This is a genomic window from Segatella paludivivens DSM 17968 = JCM 13650 (genome assembly GCF_000373185.1).
Classification (GTDB): Bacteria; Bacteroidota; Bacteroidia; order Bacteroidales; family Bacteroidaceae; genus Prevotella; species Prevotella paludivivens.
The window spans coordinates 1-25,799 of the sequence record NZ_KB890627.1 but is presented as its reverse complement, the minus strand read 5'-3'; the positions used below and the strand labels follow the sequence as shown (position 1 = coordinate 25,799).

The following is a 25,799-nucleotide window of genomic DNA, read 5'->3' as shown; positions in this document are numbered from 1 at the left end:
CTTATTTTTTTACTTTTATCTCAATTGTTACCTTACCCATACTTGGGTCATTAGTAATCATCAGAACACGAGGTTTGCTCCTTATGTTCTTAATCTGTTCTGCATAAGCCGAGATTTTCAGTTTGGCACTCTGTCCTGGTTCTATTTTCGTTTTGTTTAAAGCTACTTCTAGTCCCATCGTGAACATCTGCAAATTTCTTATTTCCAATACTGACTTACCTGTATTTTTAATTTCTATTTCTCCTTTTAGTTTGTTCTTTCCTTTAAAGCTTCCCAAGTCCAACACGTCTGTTGACAGTTTTATTTTAGGAGCATCAGCAACTTCTTTAGCTGTAAGATTCTGAAAAGCAGGAAGCAATACAGAAGATACAGTGATCAACTTTTCGTCTGCTACTTTGTCACCAGGAGCAAATCCCAAATAGATATCAGTCTGGTTCAATCCAAAATCATGCAATTTTTTTGAGTCAAGAGATAACACCGCAACACCAGTGTGATGTGGAGCTATCTTTGCAGGAAACATTTCTACCTCAAGATAATTAGGTAAATGCATAAACACAGGCTCTGCAGTTTCTTCGGAAGTGTTTAATATATAAATTTTTTGTTTAGGACTATCTCCGACATTCACATTATCAAACTCCACATTATGCACATCTGTTTTAAGATCGCCTAATTTATAAGTGTACTCACCTGAGAAACTCTTCAATTCGCTAACAACAACACCTTTTACTGTTAATATAACAGGCTTTTTACTGCCTGTACTATACACGCACAACATCTTTTGGAAGTGACCTAAAGTCTGAGCATCATACTCTGCTGAAATGACAAAATCTTTTCCTCCTCCAACTGTCTTGGGATAATCAGCTGTAGTGCAACCACAAGATGCTTCAACATTCTCTATATGTAAAGAATGCGAGCTCTTGTTTTTTAATTTAAAATCTGCCTTAACAGGAACTCTATATAGCACCTGACCAACGTTAATAACGTCATTATCAACAGATATTTTCTGGGCATTCGCATCTAATGCAGCCAACAGAAACATCGTACTTATAATTATTTTACTTTTCATCTTTAATATTTAATTTCATTGCCTTGTCACGCCCGCTGAATTCTGGGCTGTATGTGCAACGTGCTGTACATATACCACTCATATATTCACCTTCGCGATCTATGTAATATTCGGTCTCTACGACGTGAATACCTTTAGATAAACGATCAAAATAATAATTTGTTGTATTATCACCTGGAGCATAATAGTATCCCCAACCATATCCACTTGTTTGGTCTACCGGTTCCATACACGCAGCTCGTTTATCCTGAACATCAACAAAATCATAGTCACGGTTAGCTTTTATTGTGAGTCTAACTTTTATCTTATCGCCCACTTTCAGACTTCCGTTATCTTTTATAACAGCACCTGACGCATCAACAATTTCACGCTTTACAGAAAGTGACATAGAATTACTTTCAATATCAGAAATATTCTGGTCAAACTCTGCATATACACCACCCCAACTGATATTCGAAGATTTTTTTTCTGCTGTTAAAGTTCCGAAATGCTTACCGGTTACCTCTGCCTTAACAACATTTCTTCCAGTAGTAGGTTCTGTGGTTCTTAGTATTTCTCCATTAAGCTTTAGGACCGTATTATCGCCATAGCCTATAATACTTTCACGAGTTTCCCCCTGAAGGAATGCATATACAGCCTCAACACAGTTTATTGGAGTGTCCCAATTCTGGGTACGCTTACTCTGCAACAACCATCTCTGCATCTCAGCGATAGTTTGCTTATCATTTGGTGTAACTATCTTAAGAGCTTCTATCGCAGCCACCTCTGTAGGTATCTTATAGTCAAACCATGAATATTCGGCTCTTCTAGTATCAAAGTAACGTCCCATTTCATCCGTGTAAACAGAATATTCTTTTACGCTAGACAAATACTGATTTGCGAGTTCCATATTTCCACTTTTTGCAAAGATTACAGACATCATTGCCTTACCATATATCGTGAAAACATTGTCGCGCTTCTCAAGTAACTTCAAAAGATACTTGCTGTTTGGATTGTCCAGTCCCCTGTTTCTCAATGCGCATATATATAGGTATCTTACAGAAGTTTCATCTGGCAAAAGTTTCTTAACACCTTGTTTCTCAAGTTTCTTCAAATCAGCAACATTTTCTGCAACTCTATCAGATAGATATTTCATGCTGCTATCTATCATACTGCTAGTTGCATTCTGTTCACCAATCATCACGTTAAGTCGTTGCAACATTTCTGTTACGGCTACTGTCATGTAAAAACTACCATGCATACCAGGCCACCAGCTATAAGAACCGTCACCATTCTGCAACTGTCTCATTGCGAAAAGTGCATCTTCCTTATATGTATTCAACAACTTCAGCGAATCTGTATTACCCATATTTTTCTGCAAATATGCAGTAATACTATTCGTATAATACTTAGCAGCCAAACTCATTACATCCTTTACATTAGATTTAGCAACAGATGGCAATGATTCAATCATCATCCATGCAGGATTGTTTGTGTATGCCACAGTTAACTTGTTGTTATTCTCTTTTACAGGGAACAACTTATCTATATCAAGTTTATATGTACCAGGTACATTCTGGCTAAAAGCAATGGTGTTAACAACATGTTCCTTATCAGAAAGTATAGGCAGGTAGTGCTGTTCAGCATCACTGAAGTTCTTTCCTTCAATCGTCATTCTACAAATGAGCGGAGACGTTATATCATTAATTTTAATTTCAGATGGAGATAACTTAAAGTTTACATTACTACTGCTATTAGGTTCTATTGTTACAGGAACATGATTTTCCAACAAGACCTTTTCTGTTTCTGGGTCAAGGATTGTCATATACGCCTTGGCAATCTGTCTTTTATCTGTTTTATTTATAACGCGAGCAGCGATTGTGGCATTGTCACCCAATCTCACGAAACGAGGAACATTAGGCATTATCATCAAGTTTTTATTTGCCACAGCCTCAGCAGTAATCATACCACTGTTCATATTCTTGTCATGAGCAAGTCCCATAAGCTTCCATGTAGTAACACTTTCTGGCAAAGTAAACGTCAATGCCACGTTTCCATTTTTATCAGTTTGAAGTGCTGGATAAAAGAAAGCTGTCTCGTTTAGGTTATCTCGCACATAATCATTATTTGGTTTCTTATTTGTAGTGTTACCAGTTGCTGATTTCGCTAATGTTGGACCAACTACCATAGTCTCAGCAAGCATATCATAATTTGCTTTGGACATTGTTACTGATCCGACAACACCAATTCTTTTAGTGGAGTTGACCCCTCTAATCATTACAGAACGTGTTGCAAAGCAACTTTCACTAGAGCCATCCATACCCAAATCAACCATATGTGTAAAATCCAAATCGTTCTGATTCAAATATTTAATAGGCATTTCTCCATACAGCGAACTATTTTCAAATATGGTACCACGCCATGAGAGAGCAGCAACAAATCTATCTAACGTTAAATAAAAGTTCCAATTATGTGGATATATTGCGTCAAGACTCATGTCATACATTGTTGTCATAAGCTGCGCTTTAGCTGGTTTCCCCTTTTCATCTGTCACAGACAAAGTCCACGTTTCCTTCTGTCCGGGAGTCAATCTGTCACGGAATGTTGTCCACTTAACATTCAGTTTCATATCAGGCAAAGCCTTTGGTATTTTAGCAGAATGTTGAAACATCTTGCCATCTTTTACCCAAGCATAATCAATTGTTATGCCATCACCATACTCTTCTTTATATTTAAATGAACGTGTGTAGACTTCATTAGCAGACATTTCTAGAGTTCCGTTATCAATTACTTTGTCGCCTGCAACAATTGAATATACAAGATGCACATTATCGTCTGAAGATCCCAACTGAACATAAATTGGTTTGTCGTCATTGCGGAAGTGTTGATCACTTAGATAAAACCAATCACATGTAGGTTCAGCGAGTTTTTTGTCTTTCATTGAGAATATTGTAAACTTTGTCATGATGGTATCACCATTACATATAGCCTCAAGTTCATGAGCACCGCTTTTTAAACTCATTGCGGGAAAGTCTGTTACAATATTTGTTTTTGCTGTATATGGGGTTTCATCAATCTTATAATATACCTTTGCATCCACTTTTTCACCTGCAATATTGCTATAATCAAAAGTTATCGTCTTCAAACTATCACGTTCTATACGCTGTGGCAAATCAATATTAAAGACTGTATTTCTGTTACTCAAAGGTATTGAAGTTTCAGCCTCATGAGTTTCACCAGAAGCATCAGTAACCTGAGCATTGACATTATAAGTATAATATCGAGCAGCATTACCTTTCCGCTCTGGAAGAGTTAACAACACTGGAATATCAAACTTTCCATTGGCATCAGTTTTTATGGTATCCTTTGCAACTACAACATCATCATCGGCACCAAGTCTCCACCAAAATCTGTTGGGACGACGTGTAACTGTATATTTAACTTGGGCATTCAGCACAGGAACTCCAGCATAAGTTTTTGCTATACCAACAAACTTTACAGTATCACCACTATTGTATGCTTTACTTAACTTATCAAATTCCACATTGAAAGTTGGGCGTTTATATTCCTCTACTCTAAAATACGCACTTCCACTTTCTGTTGATATTGAGAAATGCCCAGTACGTCCTGTCTTTGGAAGTTCAAACTTAGCAGATGCACTACCATATTCATCAGTAATGACACTAATTTCCTTAACAATATTGTAATCAGCATCACGCAATTTAAGAGTAATATTCTTTCTTGCATTCGCAGAAACCTTATCCTTATGATGCTCCACGGAATAAGCCATTGCATTCACATATACAACTTGCCCAGGACGGTACAAACTTCTATCGGTATATAAATTTATTACATCCTCATCCTTGTTGTCTTCATTCCCATCATAATAGTAATAACTTGAGGTTGTATATGTTTCGGGGCAGAACCCATCTTGGTCTGTATAAACATACATTTTAAGTTGAGCTCTTCCATCTACATAATGAAATATTGCTTCGCCGTGTTTATCAGCAACCAGAGTTGCCAATGTTTTATTGTTTTTACGACTATCTTTCCCAAAATCTGCCGTGAGTTTTATCTTCGCACCAGGAATTGGTTGTCCTGTTGTAGCACTTACAACAACAAATCTCAAGTTATTATCTGGTAATCCTTCGGTAAGTGCAAACATATCTGATACATGCAGCAACATTCTTTCAGGTCGCATATTCTTATTATCTGTACTAAACTCAACAAGGTAAACACCTTTATCAAGTTTTGGCATCTTCATAGAATCACAACTCACTTTATAACTAGGCACACCAATATATTTATGCGTCACAGAAACAGCAGTTTCTCGCATCAGCATCTTGGCAATCTTAGAATAATCGTCATTGTCTGCAGCATTTAACTTCAAAGTCCCTTTAGCATCTAGTTTTGTTACAGTCATTGTAATAGCACCAACATTAGTAATCTGTCGTATTTCTACTATTCTTTCCGTGTTTGGTGTTTGAACACGACTTCCTAAATCTACCAAATAACTAGGCAACGTAAGTCTGCTTTGAGCATTTCTGAGGATATTCATTCTATTCCAACCTCCCCATCTGCTCAGTGCATAATTGATGAAATCGATTTTTTCCTCTGCGGTAGCATCAGTCGCTTTATCCATAAAGTTAAAATGCTCTATCGCCAACTCACCTGCAACATCTAAATCTTTATAAACATTTATTAAAGAATCTATCTTTTGGAGATATGCAGATTTACACATTTCAGAGCAATCTTCGTTAATATCTCGTTTATTCATATAATATGCACATAGACATGCTGCACTTCTATTATTGTGACTCTGATACCAATCATGAAGAGTTTTATAGTCTTTAGCAGCAATTCCTATAACATGCAAAAGGTCATTATAGAATATACGGCTATCGCTTCCTTCTATCATTATTGGTTCATAGTCTTTTGCCTGTTCATTTGCTAAGGCTTCAGGATGTGCTAACGACTTACGGAAATATTCTTTTCCTACCGCTAAAGAATCGTTATTTCCACTAAATTGATTTTCATACACTGTTCCAAGCACACTATAGTATATTGAAGCCATAGCTTTATTACTTTTCTCTACTCTGATTGCTTTCTGCTTTAAATTAGCAATAACAACATTCAAGGAGTCATAAGAAATATCAATTTGATTTTTAGACTTCTCAAGTTCGGCTTTGATAACATCACCGTATTTCTTCTCTACAGTAGCCTTTGAGATGATCTTGTCAAGCACAGAAAATGCTGCCACGGGATGACCTATTTCTATATTATGCTGATATTTTTTCCACAAGGACGTATAGCTTTCAGCTATAGTTACCAAAGGTATTAGTATTATTAATACAATAATTAAAAATGTCTTTTTCATACTTTCCGTTTTTTAGTCAAAATGAATCCAATGGCGAAAACTTGCTTGGAGCGAACATTATAATGCAAAGATACAGTAAGATGAGAGAAGAACAAAATAAATAAGGAAGTTTTTGCTATTTATTCATGACACAAACTTATCTTATTTAAAATAAGAATGGAAATAAAGTATTCATACTTTTTCTAGCATAAACAACTTTATTTCATATAAAAAGGCTTTACTAAACAAAAGTATTCACATTTTTAAACACAGAATTGTGCAATTTCTGAAAGAAAATACTCAATTAATGAAAAATTATTTTAATCTTTGGAATAAAAGACTTATCTTTGCATAATAGATATAAATGTTAGAATGAATAGCTAGTATATAATACTACATATTCGACTAAAATATATTATAATTGGGACATGAAAAATCTAAAACTTATAGGATCTGCATTTCTTAAAATTTCAGGTCTAATTATTGTACTGGGATTACTATTAAGAATAGTTCTACTGTTTAACCCTACTACAGTTGTCAACTATTCTTTTATCGAATGGATACAAATATTCATTCTAGGTACTTTTAACGACCTATTTTTCGCAACACTCAGCTTTTCTTTTTTCTGGGTATTTCTATTATTCTTCTCGAAAGAGAAATATAATAAGCCTTGGGTATTCATTATCTATGGATTGCTTGGCATCACATTTATAGTATTGCAATTCTTCAACACACCACTGAAAGAATTCAATGCCGCACTTACAAGAATAATAAGTTACATTATACTATATCGAATAATAAGTTATTCTATACGTCTGTTAGTTCCTTCTATTAGGAATATATGGCGACAATACACATATTATGCTCTATTCTTCATCTACGTATTATTAATTATAGTAAACGCTTTTGCAGAATACTTTTTCTGGAGTGAATTTGGACTGCGCTATAATTTCATAGCAGTTGATTATTTGGTATATACAAATGAAGTCATTGGAAACTTCTTTGAATCATATCCTATGATTCCACTTATATCAATAGTCGTATTAATTGCTATTGTTGTATCTATATTCCTACTCCACGACATAAAGAAAGATTGCTTCAAGAATACTATGACTATTCGCAACAAGATAATCTTTACATTTGTTTATTGCATTTTATCCGGTGCTTCATACGCACTTCTTTCTTTCAATTTTTCATTTCAGCACAACACAAATAGTTTTGTAAATGAGTTACAGGCTAATGGATGCGTGAAATTCTGTCAAGCATATTTTAATAACGACTTGTCGTATAAGGACTTTTACACTAAGATTCCAAACAAGGAAGCTAACAAAATACTAGACTCTATGTATTGGAGAATGGCTGATCATGTGCAGCATATCCACTCTAAACACCCTGAAGTTCACAAGAACATCGTACTTATCACCATTGAAAGTATGAGCGGTGATTTCCTTGAAAGATATGGCAACACAGAGAATCTCACGCCAAATCTTGACAAATTAATGAAACAGGGCATGTGTTTCGACAATCTATATGCTGTTGGCAATCGCACAGTTCGTGGGCTCGAAGCTGTTACACTATGTGTACCACCTAGTCCTGGAGAAAGTGTCATTAAGCAAAAAAATAACGAAAATCTTTTCTCTACTGCCCATGTATTGCGTTCAAAGGGATATAATGTTGATTTCATATATGGTGGTGATAGCTACTTCGATAATATGAAGGAATTTTTCAGTGGAAATGGATTTAAGGTTATCGATCAATCTGATTTTAAGGATTACGAAAAGACATTTGGTACTGTTTGGGGTGTTTGCGATGAGGACTTATTCAACAAGTCTATTAAGGTATTGAATAACAATGCAAAAACGGGTAAACCATTCTTTACTCACATCATGACAGTAAGCAATCATCGTCCATACTTGTACCCTGATGGAAAGATAGATATACCATCATCTAAGAAATGTCGTGAAGGTGGTGTGAAATATACAGATTACGCAATTGGCAAGTTCTTCGAAATGGCAAAGAAGCAACCTTGGTTTAAGAATACAATTTTTATTATCACAGCTGATCACTGCGCATCTAGTGCAGGAAGCATGGCTATTCCTTTAAACGAATACCATATTCCAGGACTCATTTATGCACCAGATATAATAGCTCCATCGGTAAACGAAAAGCTTGTTTCCCAGATTGACTTGATGCCAACAGTATTTGGTATTTTGCATTTCAACTATGTGTCTCGCTTCTTCGGTCAGAACGTCCTAACGCCATTGTATCATCAACGTGCATTTGCGGCGACATACCAGAATCTTGGTTATATAGAAAACAACAATATGATTGTTCTCAGTGCCGGACATAAACAACAACAGTTTAAGTTATCACACGATAAATACTCTTTGAATACAGGTGCTGAGCAACATACTATTAACAACACATTGTTACATAGAGCTATTGCCAATTATCAATGTGCCGGCAAGACAAAAGTTAAATAATTATTATCTATAGTTATGCTATAAATAGTTATCACTATAATATAGCCTTTTCAATATCAATAATATTTCAATATCCCAAGTCCAATAAATAAAGGACTTGGGATATTTTTATTAGGTAATATTCCTAGGTTAACAATTTCCGTGGTTAGCAGAATAGTAACATTAATCCGAATGTCTAGATTGTCTCGTAATTAAAAAGTAATATTAAATATTAGGTTTATCCAAATAATAATATTACCTTTGCAAACGAAATTGGTGTTTTAAGGTAACAAAACAATTATATGAGAATGTTTAAAAACCTTATAGCACATTATCGTTAAACGTAACTACTATTGTGCAGGGCTTTTAGCACCCTCTTCTCCCATCATAATACTTACGTACAATTACGGATAGAAAAATTATCTATTCGTAAGTAGTATTATATATATTAATAAATCATTTATGACATTTAAGGAATTAAATATAACAGAGCCGATATTAAAAGCTCTAATAGAAAAAAAATACGAAAATCCAACACCTATACAGGAAAAGGCTATACCAGTTGCACTAAAAAACCAAGACATAATTGGTATTGCACAAACAGGAACCGGAAAAACAGCAGCATTTGCTATTCCAATCATACAACTGCTTACGGAAAATGCAACTGACAACAAACACAATATTAAAGCACTTATTCTCACTCCTACTCGCGAACTAGCTATACAGATAGACGAATGCTTCTCAGACTATGCAAAACATACTTCATTGAGACACACAGTTATTTTCGGAGGAGTTAATCAGAATCCACAAGTTAGACAAATCAAGCAAGGTACTGACATCCTTATAGCCACACCTGGCAGACTGTTAGACCTTATTAGTCAAGGATTTATTCATCTTGACAACATAAAGCACTTTATTCTTGACGAGGCAGACCGCATGCTTGACATGGGATTTGTACATGACATAAAACGCATATTGCCACTTTTGCCAAAAGAGCGCCAAACAATGCTGTTCTCTGCAACAATGCCATCATCAATAGCAGAACTGTCAAGAAAGATTTTATACAAACCTACAAGAGTTGAAGTTGCACCTGTTTCATCAGTTGTTGACACAATTAAGCAGAGCTTGTATATGATAGAAAAAACAGATAAGAGCAAACTTTTGCTTAACTTGCTGAAACAAGATGGTATAAAATCAACACTTGTCTTCTCACGAACAAAACACGGAGCTGATAAGATTGCAAAGATATTGAATAAAAATGGAATTCAATGTGATGCCATACACGGCAACAAGTCACAGAATGCACGCCAACGCGCGCTTACGAATTTCAAAGCAGGCAAGACTCATGTTATTATAGCCACTGACATTGCCGCAAGAGGAATTGATATAGACAACCTACAACTGGTTATTAACTACGACCTACCTGATGTTGCCGAGACCTACGTACACCGTATCGGACGTACTGGGCGTGCGGGACATAATGGTTCGGCCATAACTTTCTGTTCGTCTGATGAGCGTGTCATGCTACGTGACATACAAAAACTTACAGGAAAAAAACTGAATGTCGTAGCAAAACAATCAGCCTAAGGCTTAATGATCTAAATTAAAATTATATTTATGGGAAGTTTTATAGGAAACAACAAAAGAGAAATTCAAAAACAGAAACAAAAAAAGAGACAAGAGAAGCAACACCGTAAGGATGAGCGCAAAGCTAACGGTGGCAATTCAATGGACGACATGATTGCCTATGTTGATGTCAACGGAAACATTGTGGATACTCCACCAGATTTGACAGAGAAGAAAGAGGATATTGATGTAAACTCAATAGAAATCGCTACGCCAAAGAAGGTTGAAGAAGATCCTACGATGAGAGGAGTTGTAGACTACTTTAATGATGACAAAGGATATGGCTTCATTAAAGATAAGAACAATGGTAATAAATATTTCTTCCATATTAGCAACGCACCTGAGGGAATAAAGACTGGTAATGCCGTGACTTTTGAACTGGAACAAGGAAAGAAGGATATGGTTGCCGTAAAGATTCAGTTTGATAAATAAGCCAACATAGCTGTTGGTTAAAAGACATAAAGAATTGAGGCTTACCTAGCATACGAAATGAGCATTTATACCAATAATTGTTTGTCTCTTATGTTAAGTAGGCTTTTTACGTTTTGTATATTACGTATTATAATGCTTCATAAATTTATAGATTTATAAAATTATCGTCATAAGTTTATGTTAACCTAAATAGATTTACTTAAAAAATATTTAGCAAAAACATACATAACATACATCTTTTAGATTAAGTCATTCAATATCAGTAAGTTTACTTATGTATGATGTTGCCATATCATACATGTTTCATACATGCTTCCTACATGTTTTCTACATTAATACAGGATATTAGATACAGCGATTTTAATTTAAGTTTTTAAAAGAAAAATGCATCTCAAACTAATTTGTAATAACATTTCGCGATGTCAACCTTTTCAGTATAGAATATAAGAATATGTAAAGACAATCGTAATAGTTTTGGAAAGATGTATAGTGATCCGGTAAGTATAACTAAAATGTACATACCGATTCCGTTTTATGGTTAACGCACTAAATACAAAAACACCTTTTTCGTTGCGCTATTGAGTAATAAGGGCCATATTACTCAGCAAAGCATGTAGGATTACAGAGTAATAAGGCCCTTATCACTCCGTTTTATGTATGTTTTTAGATAATCATACATAAACTAATACACTGAATAATAAATGGTTATGCAAAAACATGTAGGATATTTCATAATAAAAAGATTTTTAAAATAAAAAACACTCACAAAGAAAGGCTTTAGTGGATTATGAAATAAAAAATCCTGATTAGTAATATAATCAGGATGAAATAATATAGGTAAGTTTTTGAATTCTCAAATCAATAAATTTAGGAGCAGACAATTATGTCGGAGGTATTTTTAAGGACACCTCCAACATTATATTATTCAGGTTCTGCATGTACGATGATTTCACATTTTGGAATCATAGTACATATATCTTTTTCAATTCTATCACAGATGTCATGAGCTGCTTCGAGATCCAAGTCATGTCCGATGTGCACATTAACCTTAACAAAAGTATCAGGTCCTGCAACACGTATCTTTAAATCATGAAAACCAACAATATCTGTATTTAACTTTAACTTAGCCTCAACTTTCTCCGTCAATCCGTCTGGTACACGATCTAGCAATACATCAATGGCACTCTTTCCAAGACGATATGAAATAAACAATACAATTATTGCCACACCTATAGCTGATATAGCATCAGCCCTATAATATCCGAAATGAGCACAAATCAAACCTAACAAGACCACACCGGAACTCAATATGTCTGTTGAGAAATGTATTGCATCAGCTTCCAGAGCTTGACTGTTATCACGTTTTGCAACCTTAAATAGCATACGTGAACGACTGATATCTATAATCATAGAAACTATTACCACAGCATAGCTCCATACAGTGACAGTAACACTAGACTCATTAGTCAACAACCTCTTTACAGCTTCATAAACAATCCAAACACATGTAATAACAAGTAATACAGACTCCAGGAAAGCAGAAAGATTTTCGATTTTACCATGTCCATATTGATGTTGCCTATCTGCTGGCTTATCAGACATGCTCACAGAGAAATACGTAATCATAGCGGCAAGCAAATCAAGCAGTGAATGAATTGCCTCTGATATAATACCCAAACTAAATGTGAGAATACCCACAACAAACTTCATCGTCGTAAGGAACACGGCGGCTATAATTGACGATAAAGCAGCCTCTTTTTTATCTATCATAATTTAATTATTTATATAATTTTAAAGCCAACCGTCTGGCTTTATTTATTATTTTTTGCGGAACGCCACTTCTTTTCTTAGTACCTGGTAAGACTAATTTACCAACAATCTTAAAACCAGAATAGCCCAATATCTCTTTCATAGCGTGATTTGCATTACTAGTTTGTCTAGCAATCCAACTAAACGGCCACATCGTAGTGCAGGCACTTACGATAACAGCCTTCTTACCCTTATGCAGAGCGATAGGTATTCCAAGTTTAGACTCCCCCATCATTGATGGAACAATACGATCGAACATCAGTTTCATCTGTCCACTTATGTTTCCCCAATATACAGGTGTTCCGATTATAATAGCATCACAATCCTTAATTTCCTTAGCCATGCGGTGACCATCGTCTTCAGGCAACACGCAAGTTCCTGTATCTCTACATTTCATGCAGCCCATACATGGGCGAATAGATAAGTCGTTTACATCAATCCAATGTACATCAGCATCATTTATAGTGTCGGATACAGCATGAAGCATTGTTGCAACATTGCCCTTTTTACGTGGGCTACCGTTAATAACCAAAACTCTCATATTTTCATTAATAAAACTATTTCCTCTTCATATAATATTCACGTTCTCCATCAGTGAACTTCTCTATGGAATAGCGAAGCATTGTACGTGGCATATCAGTAGAATGTTCATCCAAGAAATCCATGAGTCGTGGCTTATCTCGTTTGCCAGCCTCACGCAACATCCAACCAACAGCCTTTTGCATAAGGTCGTGAGGATGCTGAAGAAGTTTTTCTGCCAACATATAAGTATCGTCTAAATCATTATTGCGTATTAATGCATACGTAGAAACAATCGCGATGCGCTGTTCCCAAAGCAAACGACTTTCTGCTAGATTATACAGAATATCACGTTTTTTATCAGCAAGATATTCACCGACTATCGTTGGCGCAGACAAATCAACTAAGTCCCAGTTATTTATTCTATCAGTATGCGAAAGATAAATATCTAGATATTGCTTACGTAAGTTTTCTGCATCTTCATCAGAATGCGATTTTATCCACGATCTTTTTCGTGTTTGTTTGCAGTTTTCCACCATAATAAGCAGACCACACATTCTCATCTCATGCCATGGTGAAGAAAGCAAAATAGCAATATCACTGTCAGCAGCATCAAGATGTGATGTTGCTACACTTCGAATATTTGGTACGACAACTCCGAGGAACTTATCGCCCTCTCCATATTCGCCTTTACCAGTCTTGAAGAATTTTGGCAATACAATCCTTTTATCTTCATCAACAAGATATTTTAGTTCGGATAATATGACGTCAGCAGTAATGCCCATTCACTTTAGTTTTAATCTGCAAATATACTTCTTTCTTTTATAAAACATCAATATTAAGCAATTTTTTTTTATATTCACGGTATAAAAAGAATTAAATAATTTTGAGTTTAACCTTAGTTATATTACATTTGTAAGCTAGAAATAAATAATAAGGTAAAAGATGAAGTTAAAATTTATTATGGCCATAAGCCTTTTAACACTTATGACTTTTACTTCTTGTATTTCAGAAGAAGCACTTAACAGTGAAGCCGACATCACATCATGCGAAGTTGACAAAAACATTCTTATTCGTGACCCGGTAATATCAAACGAGAAAGTAACTTTTTACGTAAAAGACTCTACTGATATTAGCCAACAATCACCAAAATTCAGTCTCACGGAAGGAGCTACTATAAGTCCAGAAAGCGGAACAACACGTAACTTCTTAACACCACAAACTTATGTTGTCACATCACAAGACGCTAAATGGAAGAAGACTTACAATGTGGAATACACATTCTCGAATCTTCTTACTTCGTACAACTTTGATAACGTGAAATACTATTATGATACCGATTATAATACAAACGAGACAAGACCGTTTTACCAAATATTCTACAGTGACACACCTGACGGTTCATCTATTGAATGGGGAAGCGGAAACGCAGGATTCATGATTACAAACTATAACGGACCAGCAAATTCCTACCCTACATGTCAGGATGATAATGGATATATTGGCAAATGTGCAAAGCTCACAACTCAAAGTACAGGCACATTAGGAGCTATGTTTAAGGCACCAATAGCTGCAGGAAATCTATTCATCGGTTCATTTCAAATAGACTTATCTAACGCAGCTAAATCTACACACTTCGGTGTACCTTTCAAAAATACGCCGACAGAACTTGTAGGTTACTATAAATACAAAGCTGGAGATGTATATACAGACATTAACAGCAATGAAGTGAAAGGAAAGAGAGATAACTTTGACATCTATGCAATACTGTATGAGGTAACTGATGATGTGCAATATCTTGACGGGACTAACTCACTTACCAGTGACAATATCGTATCAATAGCAAGACTGGAAAACAAGAAAGAAACAGACACTTGGACAAGATTTGCAATTCCGTTTGTAATGAAAGACGGTAAAACTATTGATGCCGATAAACTTAAAAACGGTAAATACAACATTTCAATAATCATGTCATCAAGTATTGACGGAGCGACATTCAACGGTGCTGTAGGCAGTACACTGTATGTAGACGAAATGCAATTGTTTTATAAATAAGATAAAGATAAGATGAAAAAGATAATATCAACAATATATATATTAATTTCTTGCACCATGCTCGCAAATGCAAGTAAAATTCCAACAGACAGCATCGTAAAAGATAATTTGGAATATGAACTGAAATGCGGCATCAATATCGGAGGTACTGCTCCCTGGTCTATGCCACGTGAAATTCGTTCTATAGAAAGTTACAATCCACGCTTCAATGGTGTTATCGAAGGTGATATCACACATTGGATGAGTGCTAATTCACATTGGGGTATATCAACCGGAATTAGAATAGAAGCTAAGAGTATGAATGCTGGTGCCAAAGTAAAAAGCTATCAGACGGAAGTAATCGACGACGGTAGCAAGGTTAGCGGATATTGGACAGGATATGTAAACACAAAATATAGCACCACCCTTGTGTCTGTTCCTATAATGGCTAACTATCGCCTTAATGACAGATGGAAATTCAGAGCAGGAATGTATCTTTCTTATGCTTTGAACAGAGAATTTACAGGATATGTTACCGACGGATATCTGAGAGAAGGAACACCAATCGGTCAGAAGCTACAATTCACCGACGGCAAACGTGGCACGTATGATTTTTCTGGTAATCTTAGAAAACTACAACCGGGCGTTCAATTCGGTGCATCATGGTTAGCCAATAAGCATCTTTGTGTAAATGCCGACATGGAGTTTGGCGTAAACAATATATTTGAAAGTAATTTCAAAACTGTTACATTTAATATGTATCCTATCTACCTAAATCTCGGATGGGGATATAGATTCTAATATAAACAATTTCTACCATTATTATGAAAAATGCTATCAAAACATTATTCGCAATTGTATTATTTATGCTTATGCCAAACATGACATTTGCACAGGAAAATCCTTCCACATATAATCTACGGATAAACAACACTTCACTTGGTTATGATAACACAGAACATTTATGCTTCAGTTGGAATATAAATTCTGAGAAAAGGGGATTTAACCAAAAAGCATACCAAATTGAACTTTCATCAAACGATAAAGTTATTTGGAATAGTGGTAGAATTAATAGTTCTGAATCTATTTTAGTTCCATACAATGGACCACAACTAAATCCTGCAACCCAATATACTTGGAAAGTAAAGATTTGGTCAGCTAATGGGGAAACTTCAGAATGGAGTCAACCAAGTAGTTTCACCACAGGTTTGTTTACTGACAAAGATTGGGCTGGAGCTAAATGGATTGCTCTTGAAAAAGATCGCAAAGACTGGTATGTCGTTCCAGGCATACACGCTCCTTTAGTGAAGAAACATATTAGCGATAAAGACTTCGGCAAATATATGCTACCGAAGTTCAAACATTCTTTCATCGCTAATAAAAAAATCACACGAGCATTGGCTTATGTCTGCGGACTCGGTCAATTCGAACTGTGCATAAATGGAAATAAGGTAGGTGATGATTTCCTTGATCCTGGATGGACGAAATACGATAAGAAAGCACTTTATGTGACTTTCGACGTAACCAAAGAGATTAAAGAAGGAAATAATGAAATCGGTATTTCATTAGGTAACGGATTTTACAACATTCCAAGACAAGGATATTTTAAATGGTTGGGCTCATTTGGTGCTCCAAAAGTTAGAATGCTGCTTCGCCTTGAATATGCAGACGGCAAAGTAAAAGACATTATTACCGATAACACTTGGAAAGCATCACAAAGTGCCATCACTCACTCTGGCATATACAGCGGTGAAGACTATGATGCGACAAAAGAGGATACGCCTTGGCGCAAAGCTATAATCACATCATATAACGGATTATTAGAATCACAGAAAAATCCTCCTGTTAAAGTTCATGAGGAAATTGCAGTAAACAGAGTATTTAAAAATGCGAAAGGAAACTGGGTATATGATTTGGGACAGAACTTTTCTGGAATCATTCGTGTGAAACTACGTGGCGAAAGAGGTAAAACAGTTACATTCCGTCCTGCTGAATTATTAAATTCTGACAGTACTGTTAATCAAAGTGCGACTGGAAAATATACTTTATCCTACACGCTTAAAGGTGGAGAAAGCGAAGAATGGAGCCCTAAATTCACTTATTATGGATTTAGATATGTACAATTAGAAGATGCTGTTCCACAAGATAAGAGTAACACAGACAGCTTACCAATTGTTGAAAATTTAATCGGTCTTCACACGTGCAGTTCTTCTCCAGAAGTAGGTACTTTCAATTGTTCTAACAGATTATTTAATCGTACTTTTGAACTTATCGACTGGGCAGTAAGAAGCAACATGCAAAGTCTGCTCACCGACTGTCCACATAGGGAGAAGTTGGGTTGGTTGGAAGAAGCCCACCTCATGCAATATTCAATGCAATATCGCTATGATTTGGAAATGCTTTATCATAAGATCATGGGCGACATGGAAGATTCGCAAACTTCAAATGGGAATATTCCGACAATTGCACCAGAGTATGTTCATTTTGACAGTGGCTTTGAAGACACACCTGAATGGGGAAGCGCATTTATCATCTGTCCATGGTACGTTTATAAATGGTATGGAGACAAAAGTCTGCTCAGTAGATATTACGATAGTATGAAACGCATGCTGTCTTATCTGTCTTCAAGAGAAGATAAAGATGGAATTGTGGCTTACGGTCTTGGAGACTGGTTTGACATTGGACCAGATAGACCTGGCGTGGCACAGCTCACATCAAATGGAGTAACAGCCACTGCTATTTATTATTACGACACAAAGATTATGGCAGAAACAGCTTTACTGCTTAATAAGCAAGATGACTATACACTTTACAATAACAAGGCTGAAAGTATCAAACAGGCTTTCAACAAACGTTATTTGAACAGTGATGGATATTATGACCGAAATAGTCAGACGGCAAACGCAATGGCTGTATATATGGGGCTTGTTCCTGAAAACAAGAAAGACATCGTGATGAAGCATCTTGTTGCAGACATTCAGTCAAGAGGAAACTCTCTTACTGCTGGTGACGTAGGCTACAGATATGTTGTTCAAACGTTAAAAGATAATGGATATTCACAAGTTATCAACGACATGAACAGCAGATATGACGTACCAGGTTATGGTTGGCAATTATCTCATGGTGCCACAGCACTCACTGAATCATGGCAAGCTTATGGTTTTGTATCCAACAATCACCTCATGTTGGGCCACCTTCAGGAATGGTTTTTCAATGGCATAGGCGGAATTAGTCAGACAGACAATTCTATTGCATGGAAAGAGGTTTGCATCAATCCACAAATTGTCAGCAGCGTAAACGAAGCTACAACGTCTTTCATTTCACCTTATGGCAAGATAACATGTGAATGGAAAGTTATCGGTGCTAAGTACACCTTGGAAATAAACATTCCAGCAAACAGTAAAGCTGTGGTACATCTGCCGACAACAGAGACAGACAAAATAACAGATTATGGAATGCCTTTATCAAAAGACAAATCACAGGTAATCGGCAATGAGACAATAGTCAATGTTGGTTCGGGACATTATTATTTTGAATGTCCATATTTAAAATAATAAATCAAGGATTAACAATAGCATAGAACTACCATCGAGTAGGAGAAACTTAAAGTAGTTTTCTCCTACTTTAAGTTTTGTCCCCTCACACCACCGCCCATGCTGGGCGAACCCAAAAAAGCCCCTCCCCTCACGGGGAAAGGCTTTCGAAAGACACACACGCTTGTGTGAATTCCTCAAATCAATTTATCATCAATCCGAGGAAAGATAGAATAAAGTATTCTATCTAATTATAGTGATAATTATTAGACGCCATCGGTTCTCACGAATCTTTTTTCTTCATGATGCAGCGATTGCTGAATCATTGACAGGCATCCGAATTGAGTTATATCTTTTTATCTAATGCTATTAAGCATCGTTGTTATATTTAATTAGAAGTTCAATCATCATGCTTGTTTTCGTAACTGCTGTTTGCTCTATATATCAGAGACAACATATCCAGATTGATATTCACCATCTTTTCGCCAACCGTATAAAGGTAGAAGCGAGGGTAACATTTAGTCTTTTCGATTATTAAACTCAATAACTTCATTGTATCACGATAGATTGGTAAGTCATGTGATAATGCCATAGGTACTTTCGTTTTTAGATTGTCGACCGTCACAGGCGGTGTTTAAAATGTTGTATACACATAATATTTTTTATAGATAAATTATTAAATAGATAAATAGTTAAAAAGCTAGGACGGCCCTGTAGAAATTGACATTCGTCTTATTGCTGTAGCCGCCCAAGTAGACGCCTTCATAGCCTAAGTAGAAACGTACCGCAGCACCGCTACCAGCCTCTGAGGCTGACCAAAAATAATACGCACCATTACTTGGAACTATAGGATTGCCACTCGCTGCATTTAATTTCACATTCAAGGCATCAAAGTACGATCCACTAGAAGTTGAGATTATATAATTTTCCAAACCAGTTGTACTGCTACGATTAGTTGTTAACGTTGTCTTGTCTGAAGCTGACCAAGTTCCGAGGTTCTCCGTTATATCCCACCAATCACCTACACTGGGAAGATACCAATTTTTACCCACTAAGTCATTACTATGTGTAGTACCATCGCTGTAATTATTACAATAATACCAAGCATAGTTACTGCTGGTATTTACGTAGCTACTGTTGGCGCTCAGGGCATCATAACCACTGCTTACATCTTGAAAGCATGTCTTGAAATCTGATACATAAGGGTGACCAGTACTGCTGTGGTCTGTATAAGGAGATGATGAACCATCGTCACACCAAGTGCCATAATTATTACTATTTGCATTTTTAAGTGCCAGCACTCTACCATGACGGCAACCTGCATTATATTGGGCCTGCGTCAGTTCATTTGAATAGATTATGCCAACCGTCTGACCTGACTTGAATGTAGTTCCGTTAGAACCATCGTTATACAAATAGTTTCCGACTGTTGCATCGCCTGTATAGTATAATTGAGTGCGAGTACTATTTGGAGTATAAGTAACTCTGACATCATTTATTCCACTTCCAACAATGGATATGTTGCATTTATAATCAAAATCTCTATTAATATTAAAGTTCGTATAATCCACAACTGGAGTTATTGCATTAGTAACCCCGCCCAAAAACACTCTATATGTTGACTTCCATCCTGCTCCTACTCCAACCTTGCTTGTTGCTGTTATCAACAAATAAGAAGCACCGCTGGGTGCATTCGCTGCAGTTCTCAATTCTGCAGTATTTGATGCTGAGGATGTACCAGCCAAGTTCTCATAGATATAATACGGTCCTGCTGTAACGGGGGAACCGATAGAACCTGAAGTTGTCACTGAACCGAAACTCAAACCAGAAAATCCTGTAGAGGGATTTGATGTATTCCCCGATGCAATATAACATTCATTGGGTACATTGCAAAGCTGATAAGCAGTTATTGCAATATCACTTGAAGGTGTTATCGTAAATGTGTATTTACTGTATAATCGTCTTAAAGAAACGGCCTGAGTATTTATTCCACTGCTCAGCGTTACACCAGGAATCGTACCGTATAATATCTCATTACTCTTTGCTCCCAGTGCATCCGCTGATGCCAATGTTGAAGTTACCTTCGCCTGTAGTTCAGTAAGTGTGCTTATACCGTCAAAATAGGAACTACTACCTGTGTTGGCGATGGCACAGACAGTACAGCCACTACCTTCCCTCGCTGAAACAGAAACCGATGTGGGGCTGCTTGAGGCGTACGTACTACCTATTAAATGTCCTTGAGCATCAAAGACAAGTACATTCACATTCTCTATCGCATCACTGATCGTTCGTGTGACTACCGTCTTCGGATCCTGCTGCGCTATCTTTACAGTCAGCGTAGCAGCATCCTTGTTTTCATCAAGCATGTCGTCCATCGTGTTACAAGAAGAAACGAATGCCAATGTAAATAATATATATAGTAGATATGATATTCTTCTCATCATAATTGTTTATGCCTAATTCTATAGGTTACGGTATAAAGACATGCTGCGTATAATCACTCCAAGGCATGACATTCAAAGTCAACTGCTTGCTGCTACAGTCTACGATGATTACCTTGTCATCACCAGAATTTAGAGTTACTCTGTTGCCATAACTGTCACGGTTGGTACTCCAGATAAGCTGCGTCATTGAAGAACGAGACTTAGCTGATCCGTCGGGATTACTGAACACCGATACTGTCACGTATTCATTCTGCATAGTTGGAAAAGTATGAACGCGGCTTGTCACCAGTTGATTAGATGTATCAAAAACTGCTGAGGGAGAGTATTCTATAGAATCTCCAGTTATCTGTCCTGCAAAGGTCATGGTACTGCGGAATCCTGACAGGACAACCTTATAATCCCTGTCTCCGAAATACTCCTTGAGTTGTCTGATAACAACATGAACCGTTGCAGGTTTCTTCTTCATAACAATATTACCGTATACGGTACTTACACCTGCTGTTTGAGAACTGATGGCATAAGTACCATAATATAGTGAAGACGGGAGAATATATTCCCCCGTGAGAGGATCGGGCTTTACACTTACAGATATAGAATTCATGTCTGATCCTACTGCAGGTGTAAATATCTGAGCACTGTCTTTATCCGAACTGCCTATAGTCACTAAGGACGCATTTCCATTTCTGCCGTCATAGCTAATTTTATAACTGCTGTCAGGATCTGATGTGACGATACGGTCAAACTTACCGTCTATGAAGAGATATGCCATCATATTACCCTTCACATTTGCTGTTAAGGCGTTGCCAACACTGTCCGTTTGCGACACAATCACAGAGCATTGAACGCAGTCGGAATAGTCATCATTGATGCACGAGGCAAGCAACAACAACAGCGAGAACAACAGTAGATGATGGTAATATCTTAACTTCATAATACGATTTCGTTTTATTGTATCCTATATTTTTACTTAACAGTTACGACCTGAGTATAATCGGTCCAGTCCTTGACATTCATTGTGATTGTTGCCGTAGCAGGAGTGATATTGCTGTCTGGAGTTTTTACACCCTTTCCACTGATTGTGATACTTACATCATAGCTTGTACTCTGCACGATCTTTGAGTCGCTTGCATCAGCTGAGGACAGTGCACTTCCACCCTTTGTAATGGTTGTTCCGTCCTGAAACTTGTTTATAGTAATTGGATAATAAACATACTCTGCTGTACCCCCACTAGGAGTGAATGCACCCTTTATGACAATCTTTGTAGGTGTCGTTGTGCTTGTATTAGGAAATGCATAGAAGGTATAAGGCGTAGGTGAAGACTCATTATAACTTGCAATTACACCAGAACTCAAATAATAGTAATTGTTCGGAGTGGTAACTGCATAATTTGTATTATCAGTATTTTCACCAGTCTGTGGAGCAGAACCTGTACCACCGAATGTACTAGTAGTATTAGCATTATACAGGAAGACTTCCTTCGGCACGAATGTAGCTCCAGCATAACCTGTTCCGAGAAAGTTTGTTTTGATAGAACTCAACTTTATCTTCCCTACAAGGTTGTACATATCAACCGTAGGATTTGCTTTTGAATCGGTGCCAAAAGTAAGAGTTGTATTACCATACTTTGGAAGTTTCGTCGGATCCTGACTATTTGCGGTCGTAGCAGATGTAGTTGTACTGGCCAAGTCTGTTGTTACTGCTTCAAGGTTTGTTTTATTTACAATGCTAGTAAATGCAGAAGTAGAACCAGGATTGGCAACTACGCTGACCTGAGTGGCCTGGGTTGTGGTACTGATAGTCGGAGTTGCTGAAGTGCTTGTTAAAAAGCTCTGCACAGTTCCGACTATGGCACCGGAAGCATCAAATGCTGCAGCTTGACCATCAGTAATTTTAGCTTCGTCAGTAGAAGCCACAGAACGGGTCATAGACTTACCGTTAAGCTGCAGACTTACAACTGCTGGATTACCGACGGTTGGGGTTTCTTCCGTGTCGGAAGAAGAGCAGGATGTCATCATTCCGACTGACATCAGTACTGCAATAAGTAAATAATTCTTATTCATAGTCTCACGTTTTTTATTATTAATTCTTATTCTATATTTTTGTTATTTAATGCATTACTAACAAGTTCTATCATTGAGGTTTAGAAGGCTAGAAAGGCGCGAACATGCCAATTTGAATTATTTTTACTTCCACTACATAATAAGTAATCAGTATTGACAAAATTATATCGCCATATATCACCATTCATTTCCGAACTGCACCAATAAAAGGTCCTAACCAAAGCTGTATAATTAGCACCAGAATTACTCATTAATGTAATCAAAGAACTATATGCCTGATCAGTTTCCGTACTATTCATATATGCTATGCCTGTATTATAATGCTGATTCAATAAATCAGCTGTATAACCACATTTCTTTTCTGCTTTTTCCATAGCATCCCACCATTGTCCTACGCTTGGTAAGAACCAACCGCTGCTACTTGTCGGCGCAGGAACACTGCTCTTATACGCCACATACGCATAATAAAAAGCAGGATATCCCGTTTGAGCAGTCGTTGATAATGTATGGGAACTTGCTATAGCTTTTGTATTTGTTAATCCACTGTAATCGGTATAAGCGATATTTAAAGTAGGGTTATCCCTCAGCACACTTTCATTAACGCTTGCATCCCCCCATGAACAGCCACTACTTATTGCTTCATTTAGCGCCATTACAAGTCCATGACCATATCCATTTGTCGACTCACAATAGACCGGATTAGTACTTACTATGATGCCTATAGGTGTCTTGCTGGCATAATAATTATTGCTATATGTGCCATCTGAATAATATATATCACCTACAGCCGGACCAAAATGTTCCGCGATTGTCGCATTCGTGAAGTTATCAACACTTGTGGTTACGGTAATGCTGGTGGAAGTAAGTGCATCAGATACACTGTTAACTCCTGTTCCTGATATGGTCGCAGACAGTCCATAGGTAGTATTAGCACTTATCTTTGAGTCGCCTGTTCCACCTGTTATCGTTGATATGATATTACCTGTTGCTGAACTACTGTTTACCGTTATCGGATAATATGTTGTGTATGTCGTGCCACTCTTTGTGGTGAAGGTTCCCTTTATAACCAACTTCGTCGGTGCCGTTGTGTTGCTGTTAGGAAACACATAGAAGTAATAGGGACTAGTGCTACTGAATGAACTGATTGTTCCACTGCCCAGATAGGCTGTGTTCGCATTCGCTGCAATGTTCTCACCACTCACACTGCCGCTGACAGCCTTTGTATTCCAGTTGGTAAGCTGATTGCTTGTATTATACATGAATATCTCTTTGGGAGTGAAAGAGCAGCCTGTGTATGAACCACTGAAACTATAACTGATATTAGTCAATGCAACACGCGCTACCAGACGGTTCAGCGTTACAGACGGATTCAGGGTTGTACCTGATGCCCAGTTTAATGTCTGCACATCCGACATCATCGGTAGCGACTTCATACTCTGTGAGTTTGCCGTGGTAACGGCAGTCTTTGTCTTACCGTCAGCTGAAGTTGTATACCCCAAGTCCTGAGCCACTGTATAAAAGTCACTCAACACATACTTCCCTGCAAATGCCCCCACAGGCACATTGGCAAAGACCAGCATCTTTACCGCATCAGTACGGGTAGGAACGTTCTCATTTCCGCTGTAATTATACTCATACAGGGTCACCAGCTTGTCATTGGCATCAAAGAGTCCCACACATATATGGTTCAGTGTTCCCTCGTTACTTCCCACTACTGAGCCTTTGTCCGTTGGCAGTGCACCGTTGGCACGCGTATCGGCACCCGTGGAAAGCGAGAGGTTCACAACGGCAGACTTAGAGGAGCCGTTCTCCGGTATGGCGGTATTATCCGCCGCACAGGAGAAAAGAAGCATACATGCCGCCAACATTGATGATATGTATAATGTATGTTTCATAAGGCTATATTTATGATCAATCGTTTTAATTGCTTTGTTATTTGAGCTTCATGAGTTCGTTCAGGGCGTTGTCTGCCTGTTTCACTCCTGCTGCCTTTGCCATCTTCAGATAAACCTCTGCCTTATCACGGTTGCCCTCGCTAAGGTAAAGAAGGCCCATATTGCAGTAGGCTCTTGGATCTGTCTCCCAACGCTTGAGATACTTATGGGCAAGGGTTACGTCATTGCGTGTCAAAGCTACGCCCGCTGCATTGATGTTTGCCTCGGCATTATCAGGGAAGAGGCGGGCGGTCAGGTCCACGATATCGTTGTATTCGCGAGAACCCTTCTTATAGAATCCGGCTGTGGCATAGAGTTCACCCAGCGTCATCGTTGCAGGGTTTGAACCCAGATGCTGCATAGCAGAGTTGCTGTCGAAACCATCGTGACGGAACGTCAGCGTATATTTGATGCGATAAACCTTCGGGAAGATGAAGCGGTTCATATACTCATAGGGCATGCCGTGGCCGATGTTCTGGATTTCACGCTCACGACCGTTGACTACGTCGATGCTCTTGATGATGTCTACAACGGCTTCGCGAAG

General features: G+C 37.4%; 18 protein-coding genes. 7 read left to right on the top strand and 11 right to left on the bottom strand.

The features are described from left to right. Nucleotide 1: 1 nt before the first annotated feature. Together B045_RS0101090 and B045_RS0101085 are read right to left on the bottom strand one after the other, a co-directional pair. Nucleotides 2-1,066 carry a DUF1573 domain-containing protein gene (locus B045_RS0101090; protein WP_018462419.1) on the bottom strand — a complete coding sequence of 355 codons (1,065 nt, stop codon included), beginning with the start codon at nucleotides 1,064-1,066 and terminating at the stop codon, nucleotides 2-4. After that, on the bottom strand, nucleotides 1,056-6,422 hold the full coding sequence (locus B045_RS0101085; protein WP_018462418.1) for an alpha-2-macroglobulin family protein: 5,367 nt from the start codon (nucleotides 6,420-6,422) through the stop codon (nucleotides 1,056-1,058). The genes B045_RS0101090 and B045_RS0101085 overlap by 11 nt, the downstream gene beginning before the upstream one ends. 407 nt (nucleotides 6,423-6,829) lie before the next feature. Between B045_RS0101085 and B045_RS0101080 the strand changes: the two genes are divergently transcribed. The 3 genes from B045_RS0101080 to B045_RS0101070 all read left to right on the top strand — a co-directional run bounded on the left by B045_RS0101080 (nucleotide 6,830) and on the right by B045_RS0101070 (nucleotide 10,921). Next, on the top strand, nucleotides 6,830-8,884 hold the full coding sequence (locus B045_RS0101080) for an LTA synthase family protein (RefSeq protein ID WP_018462417.1): 2,055 nt from the start codon (nucleotides 6,830-6,832) through the stop codon (nucleotides 8,882-8,884). 441 nt (nucleotides 8,885-9,325) lie between these two features. Continuing rightward, a complete protein-coding gene (locus tag B045_RS0101075; RefSeq protein ID WP_018462416.1) occupies nucleotides 9,326-10,450 on the top strand; it encodes a DEAD/DEAH box helicase in 1,125 nt (374 codons plus the stop codon). A 30-nt stretch (nucleotides 10,451-10,480) separates the two neighbouring features. Beyond that, on the top strand, nucleotides 10,481-10,921 hold the full coding sequence (locus tag B045_RS0101070; protein ID WP_018462415.1) for a cold-shock protein: 441 nt from the start codon (nucleotides 10,481-10,483) through the stop codon (nucleotides 10,919-10,921). Between the two features lie 921 nt (nucleotides 10,922-11,842). Here the strand turns inward: B045_RS0101070 and B045_RS0101065 are convergent. From B045_RS0101065 to B045_RS0101055, 3 genes are read right to left on the bottom strand one after another with little or no spacing between them, the layout of a single operon-like run. Next, on the bottom strand, nucleotides 11,843-12,691 hold the full coding sequence (locus B045_RS0101065; RefSeq protein WP_018462414.1) for a cation diffusion facilitator family transporter: 849 nt from the start codon (nucleotides 12,689-12,691) through the stop codon (nucleotides 11,843-11,845). Between the two features lie 7 nt (nucleotides 12,692-12,698). Beyond that, nucleotides 12,699-13,271: a flavodoxin family protein gene (locus B045_RS0101060; RefSeq protein WP_018462413.1), complete on the bottom strand. Its 573-nt coding sequence runs from the start codon at nucleotides 13,269-13,271 to the stop codon at nucleotides 12,699-12,701. A 16-nt stretch (nucleotides 13,272-13,287) separates the two neighbouring features. Then, complete coding sequence (locus B045_RS0101055; protein ID WP_018462412.1) at nucleotides 13,288-14,034, bottom strand: DNA alkylation repair protein; 747 nt, start codon at nucleotides 14,032-14,034, stop codon at nucleotides 13,288-13,290. A gap of 160 nt (nucleotides 14,035-14,194) precedes the next feature. Here B045_RS0101055 and B045_RS0101050 point away from each other — a divergent pair, with 160 nt between their 5' ends. Genes B045_RS0101050 through B045_RS0101040 form a run of 3 tightly spaced genes read left to right on the top strand, consistent with a single transcriptional unit; the run spans nucleotide 14,195 to nucleotide 18,837 of the window. Then, nucleotides 14,195-15,304, top strand: coding sequence for a PCMD domain-containing protein (locus B045_RS0101050; RefSeq protein WP_018462411.1), 1,110 nt, complete (start codon nucleotides 14,195-14,197; stop codon nucleotides 15,302-15,304). A gap of 12 nt (nucleotides 15,305-15,316) precedes the next feature. Further along, nucleotides 15,317-16,084: a porin family protein gene (locus tag B045_RS0101045; protein WP_025882998.1), complete on the top strand. Its 768-nt coding sequence runs from the start codon at nucleotides 15,317-15,319 to the stop codon at nucleotides 16,082-16,084. 23 nt (nucleotides 16,085-16,107) lie between these two features. After that, a complete protein-coding gene (locus B045_RS0101040) occupies nucleotides 16,108-18,837 on the top strand; it encodes an alpha-L-rhamnosidase (RefSeq protein ID WP_025882997.1) in 2,730 nt (909 codons plus the stop codon). A gap of 379 nt (nucleotides 18,838-19,216) precedes the next feature. Here B045_RS0101040 and B045_RS15230 read toward each other — a convergent pair whose 3' ends face one another. From B045_RS15230 to B045_RS14095, 6 genes are all read right to left on the bottom strand, one after another. Further along, nucleotides 19,217-19,408: a four helix bundle protein gene (locus tag B045_RS15230; protein ID WP_154650076.1), complete on the bottom strand. Its 192-nt coding sequence runs from the start codon at nucleotides 19,406-19,408 to the stop codon at nucleotides 19,217-19,219. A gap of 100 nt (nucleotides 19,409-19,508) precedes the next feature. Beyond that, on the bottom strand, nucleotides 19,509-21,260 hold the full coding sequence (locus B045_RS0101035) for a DUF4906 domain-containing protein (RefSeq protein WP_154650075.1): 1,752 nt from the start codon (nucleotides 21,258-21,260) through the stop codon (nucleotides 19,509-19,511). Nucleotides 21,261-21,285: 25 nt separating this feature from the next. Further along, nucleotides 21,286-22,191: a FimB/Mfa2 family fimbrial subunit gene (locus B045_RS0101030; RefSeq protein WP_238311984.1), complete on the bottom strand. Its 906-nt coding sequence runs from the start codon at nucleotides 22,189-22,191 to the stop codon at nucleotides 21,286-21,288. Between the two features lie 32 nt (nucleotides 22,192-22,223). Further along, complete coding sequence (locus B045_RS0101025; protein WP_154650074.1) at nucleotides 22,224-23,321, bottom strand: hypothetical protein; 1,098 nt, start codon at nucleotides 23,319-23,321, stop codon at nucleotides 22,224-22,226. An 80-nt stretch (nucleotides 23,322-23,401) separates the two neighbouring features. Continuing rightward, nucleotides 23,402-25,216: a hypothetical protein gene (locus tag B045_RS0101020; protein WP_154650073.1), complete on the bottom strand. Its 1,815-nt coding sequence runs from the start codon at nucleotides 25,214-25,216 to the stop codon at nucleotides 23,402-23,404. A gap of 37 nt (nucleotides 25,217-25,253) precedes the next feature. Then, nucleotides 25,254-25,616 (bottom strand): tetratricopeptide repeat protein, encoded by a 363-nt coding sequence (locus tag B045_RS14095; protein ID WP_240470530.1) that lies wholly within the window; start codon nucleotides 25,614-25,616, stop codon nucleotides 25,254-25,256. Between B045_RS14095 and B045_RS15570 the strand changes: the two genes are divergently transcribed. After that, a partial coding sequence (locus tag B045_RS15570) for a hypothetical protein (protein WP_240470529.1) occupies nucleotides 25,608-25,799 on the top strand: 192 nt, incomplete at its 3' end. The genes B045_RS14095 and B045_RS15570 overlap by 9 nt on opposite strands.